A 16,580-nucleotide genomic window follows, 5' to 3' on the forward strand; every position below is an offset into this window, starting at 1 on the left:
GTCGGCTCCGGATACGCATCGTGGCAGCCGGGCCGCGTGGTGTCGACGCCCCTGGCTCCGGTCACCTGTGTGATCAGGTGTCGGCGGTGCGGCGGGGCGCGGCACGGACGTGGATGCGTTCCCCCTGCGGGCCCAGCAGGCTGAGGATCTCGACCGGCTGGTCGCCGGCGGGACCGAACCAGTGCGGCAGCCGGGTGTCGAACTCGGCGACCTCGCCGGGACCCAGAATGAGGTCGTGGCCGGCCAGGATCAGCCGCACCCGCCCGGCCAGCACGTAGAGCCATTCGTGGCCTTCATGCGTGCGCAGTTCCGGTTCCCCCGGCTCGGGCGGAATGATCGTCTTCCAGGCCTGGATACCCCCGGGAGTGCGGGTCAGCGGCACGACGATGCGGCCGTTGCGGTGTCGCGGGGTGAACCGCACCCGGGGATCGCCCACCTCGGGGGCGCCGATCAGCTCCTCCAGCGGAATCCGGTGGGCCTGCGCGATCGGCAGCAGCAGCTCCAGACTCGGCTTGCGCTGGCCGGACTCCAGCCGGGACAGGGTGCTCTTGGAGATGCCGGTCGCCGCGGCCAGTTCGGTCAGCGTGATCTCGCGCTGGGTCCGCACCCGCTTCAGCCGCGGCCCGACGTCGGCCAGCGCCGCGGCGATCGCCGCCGAGTGCTGCATGCCGGTCACCCCACCAGCCGTTCCCGGAAATGGCAACGATCGTTGTCGCCGGCTCGGCGCCCCGCGGACTCTTCGTCGCGGAGGTGATCGCCATGGGGGCGAACGTTCACGACGTGGTGGTGGTCGGCGGCGGCGCGGCCGGCCTGAGCGCGGCGCTGCTGCTCGGCCGCGCCCGGCGCCGGGTCGCGGTCATCGACGCCGGCGCGCCCCGCAACGCGCCCGCAGCCCACATGCAGGGGTTCCTGTCCCGCGACGGGATGCCCCCGGCCGAGTTCCTGGCCGCCGGGCGTGCCGAGATCGACCGGTACGGCGTGGAACTGGTCACCGACCGGGTGGTCGGCATCGACCCGGGGTTCTTCGTCCGCCTGGCCGGCGGCCGGGTGCTGCGGGCGCGGCGGATCCTGCTCACCACCGGTGTTCACGACGAGCTACCGGACATCCCCGGAGTTCGCCAGCGGTGGGGCCGCGATCTGCTGCACTGCCCCTACTGCCACGGCTGGGAGGTCCGCGACCAACCCCTCGGCATGCTGAACACCGGCCCCGGTGCCGTGCAGCACGCGCAGCTGGTCCGGCAGTGGTCCGGCGACGTGGTCTTCTTCGCCCACACCCACCCGCTGACCACCGGCGAACGCCTGCAACTGCGCGCCCGCGGTATCCAGGTCGTGCACGGCGAGGTCACCCGGCTGGTCGTCGAGGCTGACCGGCTGACCGGTGTCCAGCTGGCCGATGGCAGGGTGATCGCGCGGACCGCGGTGTTCATCCGACCCGGCAACGTCCCGCACGCCGACGGCCTGCTGACCGGACTCGGATGCGAGACCGACGACGCCGGCTTCGTGACCATCGACAGCACCGGACGGACCAGCAACTTCGGCGTCTGGGCCGCGGGCAACGTGGTCGACCCGCGCGCCCAGGTCATCGCCGCGGCCGGCGCCGCGAACACCGCTGCGATCGCTATCAACGCCGACCTGGTCGCCGAGGACGTCGATCGGGCCCTCGACGACCACCACGCGGTCGGCGACGTCTTCACCCCGCCGGTCGAAGCCCGGCTCACCACCGCTGTGCTCGGTGACCGCCGGCACGGGCTCTAGCCCCGTCCCTGGCAAGACCGCGGTGGCCGCCCCTGCCGGCCACGGCATCAGCCGCGGCCACACCGGCGGAGTCCCACACCCAGAAGCAGTCCCCGCACCAGAAGGAGAACGGCATGCCCTCCGACCCCGGACACCAGCGGCCCGGCCCCGTCCCGCCGCCGTCGAAGCACCAGCTGGCGTTGATGATCTGGCTGGCCGTCCTGCCGACCCTGACCGTGCTCAACGTCGGCCTGAGCAGCCTGCTCGCCGACACCCCGGTCGTGCTGCGCACCGTCATCGTCGCCACGATCGCCGTCCCGATCGTCATGTACGGCCTGATGCCCCGCCTGCACCGGCTCCGCGCCCGGCTGCTGGCCCGCCAGCCCGCCCGCTGACCTCGCGAGGCGCCGGACCACTCCTGGCGTCCGGATCACCACGCCGTTCACATCGTGTGGTGATCCCCGCTCACCACGCACCTGCCTACCTTCAGCGCCACTCGCGGCACCTGCCGCGGCCACCCGGAACGAGGGACACCGCCATGACCGCCGCCAGCACCGACCCGATCACCCACGCCGGCCGCGCCGCTGCGGCCGAGCTGCCGAGCGGGCGGCTGAACATGATGCGGATCGGCTACCTCGTGATGGGCGTCGGCCTGGCCGCGGTGAAGTGGCCGCTCGTCATCGGCTACGACCGCGCCATGCCGCTGTACGAGGGAGTCGTCGCCGCTCTGCTCACCGCCATGTCGCTCTTGGCGTTCCTCGGGCTCCGGTACCCGGTCCGGCTGCTGCCGATCCTGCTGTTCGAGTCCCTGTGGAAGCTGATCTGGCTGTCCGTCGTGGCGCTGCCTGCGGTGGCCGCCGGTGACGTGGACCAGGCCATGAGCGAGATGATCTTCGATTGCTCGCTGGTCGTCATCATCGTGGCCGTCGTCCCGTGGCGGTACGTCTGGCAGCGATACGTCACCGCGAAAGGCGAGCGGTGGCGGTGAGCAGTCGCTTGCTGGACGGAGCAGCGTGGCTCGCTGTCCGGACAGGACCGGCGGGCCACGTGCCGTGTCGGTCCAGCAAGGGCGATGTGAGAGGCGTTGGCCCCCTCACGATCAGGGGCTCTCCGTCCGACCGCCGCGCTACGTCCCGACCATCCCATGGAGCCGCGCACACCCACCCCGCTGTTCAGCACCTTGGGCCGCCGGGCTCCGGGCGAGGGTGCCCCCGGCCCCTCGCCGGCCCGCGGCTGCAGAAGAACTGGAGATGGACCGGAAACCCGGCGGAGCGACCCCATTCCCTCGAGCGACGAGGACTTGCGCGCCGCCGCGATCAGTCGCGACCGACCGACTCCCGCCCCGTTGGTGAGCAGTGGCAGGACCGCCGCGTCATCTGCGTTGTCGCGCCGAACTGGAGAAGCCCGCCGCGCGCTGCGATCGGCGTAGGCACGACGCGAAATCCTCGCCGTCGAAGAGGACAACGGTTGCCCGAGCCTGCCGGACGAAAACCGCCCGCAGTAGACGGGCGCGCGCTCCACCGGATCCAGCGAGCAGTCCCCCTCCACAACGCGCGGAGCGCCGGCGCGGAGGGCCGCTGGATCTCCTCGATGCTCGGGGCCCGTGCCCCTCGACCGACGACGGCCCGTCGACCGTCGGGCCAGAGCAGGACGGCTACCGAGCACGGGGACCGAGGGGGCACCGGCAGCTTCAGCGCGCGGGAGCCGAGCGCGAGAACTCGCCCGACAACCCACCCGCCCACGCTCATGCGCCACCTGCGGTCTTGCAGCTCTGAACAGCGCTTTCGGGTCTCGCACCCCCAAGATGCCGGGCGAGCCGATGCGGGTGCAGCCGAGCAGGGCCAAGCGTCCTACCAACGCGGACGGATGATCCGGCGCTCGACGCCAGGGAAGCGCAGCGCTCACTCGAGTGACAACCCACGTCCTGCAGGGGATCTGGCGTGGTCCTCCGGTCCCCTTCCGGGCGGCTGGGGCCGCTCCCGAAGCAGCGCGGACGAGCGGGCTCTACGGCCGGAGCGTCCGATGCTCCAGCCGCTGGCTGACCGACCGCGCCGGCCGCCTCCGCCACCTCACCGGGGTCCCCGTGCACTGCCGGTGGCGCGAGGGGGACCTCGGGCTGACCGACACGCGATCCCCCGCATCCACTTCGACGACCCACGTCACGATCGGCGGCTCGCGGACGGGGACGCCGAGATCGCACCCGGTGTCACCGCGGTCCTGACGGCTGGCCACATCCCGGGCCACCAGAGCGTCGTCATCGACTTCGACGACGGCATCGGGGCGGCGGCTACGTGCTGGCCTCCGACGCCGCCGACCCCACCGAGGACACCCGAGGGTGAGGTGTCGGTCGGCAGCCGGGTGCACGCCTCGCCGGAGGAGTGCGTCGAACAGGTGCGCCGGCCGGAGGCACGGGGCGGCCGCCCGTGGGTACCCGTCGATCCCCGGCCACGACCCCGTCGGGTGGCCGTCCCTGACCCACGAGGTCGACGTGCGGTCCGGGCGCTCGATGGCAGGGCCGGCACCCTCGTTCCTCCAGCCGGAGTGACTGGTCGTCTTCGCCGATGGGCCGTCCTCGGCGAGTCGTGCCGAGCGGTCGCTCCACAGGCGTCCACGGCCGTCGCGTCGCCGTCTTCGCGGGCCCGACACGACCGCGTCCGCATCGGGGTGCCGCTCACCCTGCCGCCCGAGGGGCGCCGGCCGGACGACCCTCGTACCTGGCGAGGCCGCGGTCCAGAGTTGTCTCCACACGGGCCGCTCCAGGACAGAGGGCGACCGATGGGACGACGGGCCGACGGCGGTGCGGCCGTGCAGCCGCCGGCAGGCCGTGTGTGTCGACGCCGCACGCCGGACCGAGCAGTACCCCGAGGACCACGCCGGAGGTCGACGACCGACGGCTTGACGCCCGCCGGTGGTTGCGTAGGCGTGCCCGAACGCGCAACGGTGGCTTGCCAGGCCCGAGGCACAGCCACAGGAGGCGCCATGTCCAGCATCATCAGCATCCGTCGCCAGAGGACCGGCTCCACCGCCACGACGGCGAGCGTCACCGGCGCGATGGCTGTCGGCGCCCGCGTCCTCGGGCCGTCGGCGATGGGGCCTCTCGCTCTCGCCGTCACCGCCGTCGGCGCGATGGCCATCGGCCGGCTCGCGATCGCTGACGCGGTGATCCGGAGACTGCGCGCCGAGGAGATCGAGATCGGCTCGCTGAAGGTGCGCGAGCTCGAGGTGGCCGGCCAGCGCTGGACCGGCTCCACCATCTCGTCGATCCCGAGGGCCGATCAGCAGTCGTAGCCGCTCGGGAGACGTTGCGGAAGCAGATCGTCGGGCTCTGTACCGGCCTGACGCGTTGGCGCAGGGTGCGGCGTCTGTCCTCGCCGGCGTCTTCCTCGCCACCGTGACCCATCAGTGACGAGTTGTGGACGCTGGTGGAGCGGCTGATCGCGGAGCCGCGCCCTGCCCGACCCCCTCCGATGACCGCGGCTTCGTCATCGACGAGGCCGCGGTCATCCATCGGGGCTGCCCGTCCTGCGCGGCCGGCCAGCCTCCCCCACCTTCCCCGACCGCCCCGCAGCACAGAGAGGGACACCGTGACGACCAACGAGGCCGACAAGGCCCAGAGCCACAGCACGAGCGAGAGCGAGAACCCGGCGATCCCCTCGCCGACCCCGGTCATGCACCGGCGGCCGCAGAGCAACCGGGACTGGTGGCCCAACCAGGTGGACCTGTCGGTGCTCACCAGGTCGTCGAAGGACTCCGACCCGCTCGGCGAGGACTTCGACTACAGGGCCGAGTTCGCGAAGCTCGACGTCGAGGAGCTCAAGCGCGACCTCGTCCAGGTCATGCGCACCTCGCAGGACTGGTGGCCCGCCGACTGGGGCCACTACGGCCCGCTGTTCATCCGCATGTCCTGGCACGCGGCCGGCACGTACCGCACTGCCGACGGCCGCGGCAGCGGCGCCACCGGCGGGCAGCGCTTCGCCCCGCTCAACAGCTGGCCGGACAACGCCAACCTGGACAAGGCCCGCCGCCTGCTGCTGCCGATCAAGCAGAAGTACGGCCGCAAGCTTTCCTGGGCCGACCTGCTGCTGTTCGCCGGCAACGTGGCGCACGACGACATGGGGCTGAAGACCTTCGGCTTCGCCTTCGGCCGCGAGGACACCTGGCAGCCCCCGGAGATCTTCTGGGGCCCGGAGGACACCTGGCTGGGCGACGAGCGCTACAGCGGCGAGGACCCGCTCGACCTCGAGGAGGGCCACCTCGCCGCGGTCACGATGGGCCTCATCTACGTCAACCCGGAGGGTCCGAAGGGCCGGCCCGACCCGGTCGCGTCGGCCCACGACATCCGGGTGACGTTCAGCCGGATGGGCATGACCGACGAGGAGACCGTCGCGCTGATCGCCGGCGGGCACACCTTCGGCAAGACGCACGGCGCGGGCGACCCGGAGCTCGTCGGCCCGGAGCCCGAGGGGTGCCCGGTGCACGGCAACGGCCTGGGCTGGATCAGCCAGCACGGCACCGGCAGGGGCGCCGACACCATCACCAGCGGTCTCGAGGGCGCCTGGACGCCGACCCCGACGACGTGGGACGACACCTACTTCCAGATGCTGTTCAGCTACCAGTGGCAGCTGACCGAGAGCCCCGCCGGTGCCAAGCAGTGGAGGCCCGAGGACGCCGGGGCGCAGGAGCTGGTCCCCGACGCGCACATCGAGGGCAAGAAGAACCCGCCGATGATGGCGACCACCGACCTCGCCCTCATCGCCGACCCCGGGTTCCGGGAGATCTCGCAGCGGTTCTACGAGGACCCGGAGTACTTCGCCGACCAGTACGCCCGCGCCTGGTTCAAGCTGCTGCACCGCGACATGGGCCCGCGGAGCCGCTACCTCGGCCCGGACGTGCCGGCCGAGGAGCTCATCTGGCAGGACCCGGTCCCGGCGGTCGACCACGAGCTCGTCGGCGAGGCGGAGATCGCCGACCTCAAGCAGCGTCTGCTGTCCTCCGGCCTGACCGTGTCGCAGCTGGTGCACACCGCGTGGTCGGCCGCGGCGTCGTTCCGCAGCACGGACAAGCGCGGTGGCGCCAACGGCGCCCGGCTGCGCCTCCAGCCGCAGGTCGACTGGGCGGTCAACGCCGGCGTCCAGGACGTGCTGCCGGTGCTCGAGCGGATCAGGGCGGAGTTCGAGCAGCAGACCGGGAACAAGGTCTCGCTGGCCGACCTGATCGTGCTCGGTGGCACCGCGGCGGTGGAGAAGGCCGCGGCCGACGCCGGCGTGCCGGTGAGCGTGCCGTTCTCCCCGGGTCGCACCGACGCCTCGCAGGAGCAGACCGACGTCGACAACGCCCGCTGGCTCGAGCCGCGGGCCGACGGCTTCCGCAACTGGATCGCTCCGGGCAGCAAGCTGGCGCCGGAGACGCTGCTGGTCGACCGGGCGTACATGCTCGACCTCACCGCGAAGGAGATGACCCTGCTGGTCGGCGGGCTGCGCGTGCTCGGCGCCAACACCGGCGGCGTGCAGCACGGCGTCTTCACCGATCGTCCGGGCGTGCTGTCGCAGGACTTCTTCCGCAACCTGCTGGACCTGGGCATCTCGTGGCGCACCTCGGTCGACACCGAGGGCGTCTACGAGGGGCTGGACGCCGACGGCACCGTCGTCCGTACCGCCACCGCCGCCGACCTGGTGTTCGGCTCGCACTCGGTCCTCCGCGGCATCGTCGAGGTCTACTCGGCCGATGACGCGAAGGAGAAGTTCGTGCGGGACTTCGCCGCAGCGTGGGTCAAGGTCATGGAGCTCGACCGCTTCGACCTGCGGTAGACCCCGCCTGTCCGGACGCCCCGGTTCGCATCCCGCGGGCCGGGGCGTCGGCCTGGCGCGCGACGTCGAGCCGAACCGGTCGCGTCGGAGGGCCGGTCTGCACCATCGACGGGACGTCACCCCTTGCCGTGCCAGGCGATCACCGTCAGGTGGCCGGCAGGGGAATCGGCTGACGAGGTCCTCGCCGTGGCCTGGGGTTCGGTCGCTCGCTGAGTGGCGTGACGCATCGGTGACGGCCGGGTGATGGGCTCCTCCTAGCGTTCGACCAGCCCTCGAGCCAGGTCATCGGCACGTCGAGTGACCCGGCTCATGGGCCGTCGTGGACGGCCTCTCGGGGTGGGGATCCGCTCCGGATCCGGACCTTGTCGAGGGGTGTCTCCACGGCTGCCGTGCAACCGGAACGCGACGAGGAAGGTTCTTCGATGACCCAGCAGGATGCGAGCCACTACTGCATGGTGCCCATGCCGGCGGAGTCGGTGGGGAAGACCAGGGCCGCATTGCTCAACGAGTTCAAGTGGCAGCCTGGAACCGAGGTCACCGTGCGGTTCCTGGAAGGGGATGCGGACCTGCAGAAGCGAGTCGCGGCGGTCGCTCAGGAGTGGACGGGGCCGCAGATGGCCAACGTCGGCTTGAAGGTCGTCGACAGTGGTGACGCCGACGTCCGCGTCGCTTTCCAGCAGGGGAACGGGTCCTGGTCGTACCTGGGCACCATGTGCCAGCAGATCTCGGCGTCCGAACCGACGATGAACTACGGCTGGCTGACGCCTGACTCCGACGAGGACGAGCTGCGGCGGGTCGTCCTGCACGAGTTCGGTCACGCGCTGGGCCTGATCCATGAGCACCAGAACCCCAATCGGCCGATCGCGTGGAACCGTGCCGCGGTGATCGCCGATCTGTCCAAACCGCCGAACAGCTGGGGTCCGGCGACCATCGAGCACAACATCTTCAAGCGCTACGACCCGAGCAAGGTCTCCAGCACCCCGGTCGACGCGCTGTCGATCATGATGTACCCGATCCCCGCCTCCTGGACCACCGACGGGTTCTCGGCGGGGTTCAACGGGGAGTTGTCGCAGACCGACAAGCAGTTCATCCGCGACGCCTATCCCTGGTGACCGACGTGACGGCCGCACATCCAGGCTCGGAGCGTCGGCCCCGGGTCTGGATGTCGGTCGCGCTCGCGCCGTGCGTGCCCGCGGCGAGATGCACGGGACCGGGGGGCGCCAGCACATCGACGAGGACCAGAAGACATCGACGTGGGCGAGGAGGGAGACGTTCATGTCCGACTTCGCGGTGGTCGTCGGTGTCGCCCGGTATCCGGCGCTCGCCGCCGAGGGCGTGGCCACCGATCTCGACGGCCCGAACAACGACGCGCTGGCAGTCCGGGACTGGCTGATCGATCCGACGGGTGGCCGACTGCAGCCGGAGAACGTGCGGCTCGTGCGTTCGGCCGACTTCATGCCGATCGACCCGAACGATCCACAACCGGCTCGAGCGAGGATCGAGCGGGAACTCAGGTGGGTGGAGCAGCAGACCGCCGACGTCGCCGGCAACCGGCTCTACCTGTACTTCTCCGGCCACGGCTTCTCCCCCGTGCTAGAGGAAGGCGCGCTGTTCACGGCCGACGCAACGCAGATCGGTCCCGAGTACGTGTACGCGCACGCGTGGACGCGCTGGTTCCGCAAGGCCCAGCGATTCCGGGAGACCGTGCTGTGGATGGACAGCTGCATGAACTACGAGCAGTCCATCCCGGTCAACGAGGTGCTGATGCGGCCGAAGATCGGCACCGGCGTTCCCGGCCCGGCCTTCATCGCGCTCGCTGCCCAGACGAAGAGCGCCCTGGAGCAGGAGATGCCAGACGGACAGGTGCACGGCGTGTTCACCTGGACGCTGCTGCAGGGTCTGCGCGGCGGGGCGGCCGACGAGCGGGGCCGGGTGACCGGGCAGAGCCTGCGCAGCTTCCTCTACACCGTCATGCCCGAGTACCTCCCCGACCAGGCCCGGACGACGACCGCGGTGGACCTGCAGCCGTTCATCCGAGCCGACGAGGGCATGGTGTTCCAGCGGCTGGCCGCGCGACCCAAGTACCCGGTGCGACTCGTGCTCCCGGCCGACGCGGTCGGCGAGGAGCTGCGGATCTGGACCGGCCGGCCGCTCACCCGAGTCCTCTCCGAGGTGCTGCCCGGCGCCGAGTGGCGGGGGGAACTCCTCCGCGGTCTGTACGTGGCCGAGGTACCCGCTACCGGGCTGCGCCACGGCTTCCAGGTCAGCGGCGCCGGCGCCGTGGAGGAGACGGTGACCCGGACCGGCCCGCCGGTCACCGTCCCGGACGCGTCGGACCTGTTCTCCCTCGATGTCGAGGCCGGCAACCCGGCCGCCGCGGTCAGCGTCATGGACTACCGCTTCGAGCGCGTCTTCAGCGAGACCGGACAGCTGCACGAGACCGAGCTCCCGGGCGTCTACAAGATCCGCATCCAGTTCGGGCGGGACATCACCGCCGCCTCGGACGAGGTCGTCCTGCTCGACCGGGACACCGTGGCCGGCCCGCCACCGGACCCCCGGCTGGCCTCGCCCGCGCCCATCCCCGGCACTGCGGCCACCCACGAGTTCCACGTCGCGCCGTTCGAGAACGCGGCGAACCGCCAGGGCGCCTTCACGGGGCCGACACCGGGCCAGTCGATGATCTCCATCCTGGCCAGGTTCTGGACCGACCCAGGCGGTCCGACGGCCACGGTCAGCCCCGCGCCGTCACCGCATCCGATGCAGGGCCTCCACCTCGTGGACGCTGATGGGCGAACCGTCGCCGACCTGACCCAGCACTGCACGGTCGAGCAACAGACCCCGGTCGACCCTGTGGCGATCTGGGAGGGCGAAGTGCCCCATGGTGCGTACTTCCTCCGACAGGTGCTGGACGACGGTCGCCAGTACGAGGGGTGCGTCATCGCCGCTCCTGACTGGGTGACCCAGCTGGCCATCCAGCGCACCGTCTCGACGACTGCCACGGCACCGCCCCGCGGCGACGAACCCGCCGGCTCCAGAGATCCCCGGAGCAGCACGGGACGCCGACCGGGAGTCATCTCCGACGTGAGCGTGTTCATGCGGCGGGTGGGGACGAGCCGCACCCCCGAGCAGGATGCGACGATCGAGGCGGCACGGCTGGCCCTGAGCCAGGGCCGCAACCTGTTCGCGGTGGGGCGCGGTGCACAGCTCGCCGACCTGCTGCTCACCGAGTACACCGACCCCATCGCCGGCATCATCGGGGCGCACCTGCTGCTGCGGGCCATGAACGAGGGCGAGCCCGACCGCGTGCAGACACAGCAGTTCGACGCGGCCGTCGCCAACCTGCGTTCCCTGCTGGGACCGGACCATCCCGACGTGGAAGCGCTGTCCCTGCGCTGCACCGACGCCACACTCCGCACCACTCGACCGTTCACATCGCCGCCGATGTTCCGGCAGAGCTGGCAACTGATCGCCGAGGCCAGCTTCGAACGCCCGGAGCTCGTCCCGGTCGACCTGTGGCGCCGGGTCCATGCCACGGTCTCTCTCGGTGCCTTCTTCGTCTGGGCCACCGACGCGGCGACTCGAGCGGCGCATGCCGCGCAGCTGTCCCACTGGGTCAGCCAGTACGCCCAGAGCGGCGAAGGTCCCGGGGCGGTGCCCGCGGCCGGGGCGGCCGATGATCAGTCAGACCGTGCCGGCGCGACGGCAGAGGGCCACCCGGTCGGCGCGGAGCTCGTCACCCCGCCACCGGCTGCGGCTTCTGCAGGGGGACCGGTGCCGGGACCCGCGGGCGGCCGATCGACCGCCGGCGCCCCGCCGGCCACGGCCGCCTCCACCGTGCCGGCGACGCCGCTGGCCATGCCGGCCCCCGACGACCTGCCCACGGCCGAAGCGGCCGGCACCGCGACGCTGCCGGAGGAGATCCGCATCGCCGCCTCCCGGCTCCAGGTACCGGCCACTGCCGCCGCGGCGCTGTGGGCCGAGCAGGCCACGGAGCGGCGAGGCATGACGGCGGGCTGATGCACGAGTATCCGCTGACGCCAACCCTGTCCATCTCCTTCCAGCGCTACCCGTACCCGCCGACCGGCGTGGTGACCGAGCTGCCCTCGAGCTGGGGTGCCCTACCGCTCCTGGAGCGAGCGCCGCAGCAACTGGTCCTGCCCTGCCCCGTCGGCGAGGCCTTCTGGATAGGGCTCGTCCCGTCGCCTGCCGGCCCCTCCTGCGTTCTGCGTGTGCTGATCTCGACGGCGTCCGGCGAGCTCGTCGACGCCATCACCGGTCTCTCCGTCATCCGCAGCGATCCGACCCCGGTCAAGGGCTTCCGAACCCCGCCGAGGCACGGCCTCGCCGGCATCTCCCGGAAGGACGGACGTTGGTGGGCACTGGCGCACGACGCCGCCGCCCCGTCCGCTCCGCAGTGCCGCGGGATCGAACTACACGCTCAGCCCATCCCCCCGACGGAGCCCCTCCCACCGGTCGGCGAACACGGCAGACAACACCTCGGACGCCGTGACGACGCCTCCCGGCCCCCACCGGCGCCCCAGTCGGAACCCGCTGAGCCATCACCGTCCCCGCACCAGGGAGGCCAGATCCACAGCGTGCGGGTCGACGTCGTCCACGCCCGTCAGTTCGAGGCGCTGACCGGCACATCTCTGCCACCCCTCGACGAGGGGGATCGGTACCGCGGCTGGCGGCTGCCGTGACGGTGACAGATCTCGGCGAACAGCTCGCGCGCAGTCGGGTGGTGTTGTCGTCGCCGGAGGTGGCCAGGGTCTCCGTCGGGGGCGAGAGCCAGCACGCTGGTGTGGCCGCCCAGCGGGGCGCCCAGCCGAGTGGGTGCGGCCCGGGCCTCCAGGCCGGCGGGCGTTCGACATGGCAGACCTGCCCGCATCCGCAGCTCCCGGGCGACCGGCCTGCGAGATCCCGGAGAAGGACCTGTGAGGCCCTGGAGGACTGACGCAGGAGGACTCGAACACCGTCGTGGACCGGTACCAGCGGCAAGCGGTCCACTCCCGGCCCCGGGGATCGAGGACGCTCGATGACCGTCGCGACGCCCTACAGTTGCGGCATGTACGCGGTCCACCTCACGGAGGCCGAGCTGGAAACGGCCCGGCATGCGTTGCAGGCCTATCTGCTGGCTTTCGGTCACGACGAGGCAGAGACCGTGGGTCAGATCAAGTGCGTGATCGCCAAGCTGCACGCAGCCCAGACCGAGGACGACGACCCGCGCGTCTCCGCCTGACCACCCGCGTTTCACATCCGCGTCCTCACCGATCCACGTCCGGGGCTACCGCGACTCGGTTCACCACCGGATCGTCGCGTCACCCAGGCCGAGACCTTCGTGGCCACGGAACGCACGGGGCCGAGGGTCCATGACCTTCGGGGTGGGGACATGCCGGCTGGCGAGATGACGCGTTGGTCAGACGTCGCGACCGCAGCGCGGGCGGGGCAGGATCGTGGGCGAGGCGGGGCCACGCCTGCGAGGTGGTCCTCCCCACTCGAACGAGGCGACGGTCCGACGAGGCAGTGATCCTCGGCGGAGCACCCGGCCGGTCAGGGACCGCGGTCGACCCCTGGCACCGGAAACCACCCACCGACTGGCCCACGGACACAGAAGAGTCGGCCGCGAGCGGATCCTTCGACGAGGGGAGCGGGCGATGATGACCGTGCTGACCACCAGCAAGCTGCGACCCGGGGGCGAGCAGGAGTGGGACGCAGCGATGCGCGATCGGTTCGAGTCCGCGCAGCGCATGCCGGGCTGGATCTCCGGGCAGTTGCTGACTCCCGAGGACGATCCCCTGTCGCGGGTGATCGTCGGTACCTGGAACAGCCGCGAGGACTGGATGGCCTGGCACGACGATCCGGCGTTCCTCGACAAGCGCGCAGTGCTGGAGGGTCTGGAGTCAGCGCCCAACGTGACGCGGTGGTTCTCCGTCGTGGCCGACGCCCGGGTGGGTGGCTAGCCGCCGCTGACCGGCGGTGCAGCTCCCCCGGTCGGACTCGGAACGACCCTGCGAGCCGGTCTCGGCGGTCGTGGCAGCGCGCCGCTCCCCTCGCGTGTCGTCGTTGCTCGGACCTCCACGACGGCTGGGTATGGAGGGAGCGCACTGGCCAGGTGGCCGATCCGCGGCTGCAGCAAGTGCGGAGGGGTGGCACGGCAGCTCATGAGCGATACAGATCGGCGATCTCCGCCCTGCGCGCTGGTGATCTTCGGCGCCTCGGGCGATCTCACCGCACGCAAGCTGCTACCGGCGCTGGAGCGGCTCGCCGCCTACGGAGCCCTGCCGCCGGAGGTGGCCGTCATCGGCGTGGCACGAACCCCGATGACCGACGACGAGTTCAGGGACTACTGCCGCGAGCGGGTGACCGGGACGGAGAACCCCCGCTGGGCCGACCTGACCACTGCCGCGCGATACGTCGCCGGGGGGTACGACGACCCCGCCACCTATAACCGGCTGTCCGAGGTCCTGGACGAGTGCGATCGCACTGCTGGAACGTCCGGCAACCGGGTCTACTACTTCTCCACCCCACCGCGGCTCTTCGGCCCCATCGCGCTCAGTCTCGGGAAGGCCGGACTCAGCCAGCCGGTGGGGGACGGCTTCGTCCGGGCGGTGATCGAGAAGCCGTTCGGCTGGGACGAGGAGAGCGCCCGCGAGTTGTACTCCGACCTCTCCTCGGCTTTCTCCGAGGAGCAGATCTTCCGGATCGACCACTACCTGGCCAAGGAGACGGTACAGAACCTGCTCGCGCTGCGCTTCGCGAACTCCATCTTCGAGCCGATCTGGAACCGCACGTGGGTCGACAACGTGCAGGTCACCGTGGCCGAGACGCTCGGTGTCGGTGACCGGGGCGGGTTCTACGAGACCACCGGCGCGATGCGCGACATCGTCCAGAACCACGTCCTGCAGGTGCTCTCGCTGTTCCTCATGGAACCGCCGACGTCCTTCCACCCGGAGGCGATCCGCGACGAGAAGGTGAAGCTGCTGCGCGCGATCCGGCCGCTCGAGACGGAGGCGGACATCGCCGCCAACGCCGTCCGGGGGCAGTACACCCGCGGCGGAACCCGGGACGACCTTATGCCGGGCTACCGCGAGGAGTCCGACGTCGACCCGCTGAGCCACACCGAGACGTTCGTGGCGATGCGACTCGAGGTGGCCAACTGGCGGTGGAACGACGTCCCCATCTACGTGCGCACGGGCAAGCGGCTCCCGGCGCGGGTCACCGAAGTGGCCATGGAGTTCCACCGGCCACCGCAGCTGCCGCTGTTCCCCAGCCGGGAGCACAACTCGGAGCCGGACGCACTGATCGTGCGGGTCCAGCCGGATGAGGGTCTCAGCCTCCGGTTCGGCGCGAAGGTCCCCGGCCACGCCTTCCGGGTGCAGAAGGCGTCGATGGACTTCTCCTACCAGAGTTTCGAGGAGCAGTCGATCGATGCCTACGAGCGGGTCATCCTCGACGCTCTCATCGGCGATCCCACGCTGTTCATCCGAGCCGACGAGGTCGGCCGATGCTGGAAGATCGTCGACCCGATCCTGCGGTACTGGGAACACGACCCCCGGCCGATCCCGCTCTACCAGGCGGCGACCTGGGGACCGCCCGAGGCCGCAGCACTCATCACCCGGGACGGCCGTAGCTGGCGGTCCCTGACCTGAGCACCGAGCAGGGAGGGGATCCGGCCGAGGATCACGTCGGTGTCGCCCCGGCCCCGGCACCACGAGGGCCGGTGCGGTCTCCTCGCTGGGATGAGCTGTGTCGGGTCGACATGCTCGCGCGCACACGTCGGCGCGGTGGTACTGCCCGATCGGCTGTGGTGTCGTGGGGACGGATCCACCGCCCCGTCAGGGCCACGTCGGGTCGGGATCGCCGCCGAGGGGCGCCGGGCCCGGAGGATCGCCTGCTGGACGTCGTCGTCCAGGCCTCCGGCGGGCAGCGATCCGATCTCACCACGGAGCGGACCGACGTCCTCGACCAGCAGGTCGTACCGGACGTCGGTGACGTCGTCACCCGTCCAGCTCCGTCCGGTGGACAGGCCGATCACTCGAAGGAGCCCCTGCACGTCGGGCGGGCCGCCGAGCGGCTGCACCTCGCCTTCTCCGGATCCCGCGCCTGAAGACGACACGAGCCGTCCAACCGCCGCCGCGCCGTCCTGGTTCTCGGCCCGCCGGAGTTCTCCTCCCGGCGCTGCTCCCGGGTCTGCTGGGACGTCGACCGGGACGCGACGACCGAGCTGCTCACCGAGTCCTGGCGCCCTGCCGGTCGACTGACGACCGGGCGGGGTCAGGTCAGCGCCAGGTCGCGGGAGACGCCGGCGGCCGCCGCACGCAGCGCGGCCCCCCACTCCGGCAGCCGGTCGCGCGAGTACCGGGCCGTCGGCACGGCCAACGAGAGGGCCGCCCGGACGGCGCCCCCCGGGTCGGGCACGGCCACGCCGACCGCCGTCAATCCCGTCTCGGTCTCCTGGTCGTTGAGAGCGAACCCCCGGCGCCGGACGGTGCGCAGCTCCCGCTCGAGGCGCGTGGCCGTCTCCGTGTTCAGGGACTCGAGGACGGCGGCCAGCTGCTCGCGGTCCAGGGTGGCCAGCACCGCCTTGCCGCCGGAGCTCAGGTGCACCGGCAGGGTCCGGCCGGTCCGGTCGCCCACCCGCAGGATGTGGCCGCACTCCACGGTGCCGACGAAGCGGACGTCGGAGCCGGCCAGGACCATCACGTTCGCCGTCTCCCCCGTCGCGTCGACCACCCGCCGCAGGTGCGGCAGGGCGACCTCCCGCAGCCGGGCCACCGGCGCCTGCGGCAGGTCGCCCCGCAACACCGGTCCGGGTCCGTACCTGCGGTCGGGGAGCTGCTCGGCGAAGTCGCGGTAGACCAGCATCGCCAGCAGCCGGTGCGCCGTCGAGCGGGCCACCCCGAGTCGCTCGGCCGCCTCGCTCACGCTGAGCGACCCCTCGACCTGGAGTGCCGCCGCCAACTGCAGCGCGGAGTCCACGCTGGCGATGGCGTACGGAGGTGCGTTCTTCACAGCAGAATCGTATAGGGCGTCCTGCAG

12 protein-coding genes are annotated in these 16,580 nt (G+C 71.6%); 10 read left to right on the top strand and 2 right to left on the bottom strand.

Annotated elements, in window-relative coordinates; genetic code table 11:
- Positions 1 to 73 precede the first annotated feature (73 nt).
- Positions 74 to 667 carry a helix-turn-helix domain-containing protein gene (locus ACU610_RS11015; protein ID WP_446767752.1) on the bottom strand — a complete coding sequence of 198 codons (594 nt, stop codon included), beginning with the start codon at positions 665 to 667 and terminating at the stop codon, positions 74 to 76.
- 92 nt (positions 668 to 759) lie between these two features.
- Between ACU610_RS11015 and ACU610_RS11020 the strand changes: the two genes are divergently transcribed.
- The 10 genes from ACU610_RS11020 (at position 760) to zwf (ending at position 15,190) form a co-directional block, all read left to right on the top strand.
- Complete coding sequence (locus tag ACU610_RS11020) at positions 760 to 1,755, top strand: NAD(P)/FAD-dependent oxidoreductase (protein WP_446767753.1); 996 nt, start codon at positions 760 to 762, stop codon at positions 1,753 to 1,755.
- A gap of 113 nt (positions 1,756 to 1,868) precedes the next feature.
- Positions 1,869 to 2,129, top strand: a complete 261-nt coding sequence (locus ACU610_RS11025) for a hypothetical protein (protein ID WP_446767754.1) — start codon at positions 1,869 to 1,871, stop codon at positions 2,127 to 2,129.
- Between the two features lie 143 nt (positions 2,130 to 2,272).
- Positions 2,273 to 2,722 carry a hypothetical protein gene (locus tag ACU610_RS11030; protein ID WP_446767755.1) on the top strand — a complete coding sequence of 150 codons (450 nt, stop codon included), beginning with the start codon at positions 2,273 to 2,275 and terminating at the stop codon, positions 2,720 to 2,722.
- A 1,991-nt stretch (positions 2,723 to 4,713) separates the two neighbouring features.
- Positions 4,714 to 5,022 (top strand): hypothetical protein, encoded by a 309-nt coding sequence (locus ACU610_RS11035; protein WP_446767756.1) that lies wholly within the window; start codon positions 4,714 to 4,716, stop codon positions 5,020 to 5,022.
- Positions 5,023 to 5,318: 296 nt separating this feature from the next.
- Complete coding sequence (katG, locus tag ACU610_RS11040) at positions 5,319 to 7,541, top strand: catalase/peroxidase HPI (protein ID WP_446767757.1); 2,223 nt, start codon at positions 5,319 to 5,321, stop codon at positions 7,539 to 7,541.
- 422 nt (positions 7,542 to 7,963) lie between these two features.
- Positions 7,964 to 8,653, top strand: coding sequence for a hypothetical protein (locus ACU610_RS11045; RefSeq protein ID WP_446767758.1), 690 nt, complete (start codon positions 7,964 to 7,966; stop codon positions 8,651 to 8,653).
- Between the two features lie 163 nt (positions 8,654 to 8,816).
- Entirely contained in the window at positions 8,817 to 11,558 is a 2,742-nt protein-coding gene (locus ACU610_RS11050) for a caspase family protein (RefSeq protein ID WP_446767759.1), read from the top strand.
- Between the two features lie 1,018 nt (positions 11,559 to 12,576).
- Positions 12,577 to 12,780, top strand: a complete 204-nt coding sequence (locus ACU610_RS11055; protein WP_446767760.1) for a hypothetical protein — start codon at positions 12,577 to 12,579, stop codon at positions 12,778 to 12,780.
- A 415-nt stretch (positions 12,781 to 13,195) separates the two neighbouring features.
- A complete protein-coding gene (locus ACU610_RS11060) occupies positions 13,196 to 13,501 on the top strand; it encodes an antibiotic biosynthesis monooxygenase family protein (protein WP_446767761.1) in 306 nt (101 codons plus the stop codon).
- Between the two features lie 201 nt (positions 13,502 to 13,702).
- The gene (gene zwf / locus ACU610_RS11065) at positions 13,703 to 15,190 is read left to right on the top strand and encodes a glucose-6-phosphate dehydrogenase (protein ID WP_446767762.1); all 1,488 of its coding nucleotides are present in this window, start codon (positions 13,703 to 13,705) and stop codon (positions 15,188 to 15,190) included.
- 625 nt (positions 15,191 to 15,815) lie between these two features.
- On the opposite strand, the gene ACU610_RS11070 is transcribed toward zwf, so the two are convergent.
- On the bottom strand, positions 15,816 to 16,553 hold the full coding sequence (locus tag ACU610_RS11070; protein WP_446767763.1) for an IclR family transcriptional regulator: 738 nt from the start codon (positions 16,551 to 16,553) through the stop codon (positions 15,816 to 15,818).
- Positions 16,554 to 16,580: the final 27 nt, after the last annotated feature.

The sequence above is a fragment of the Geodermatophilus sp. URMC 61 genome, from assembly GCF_052931555.1.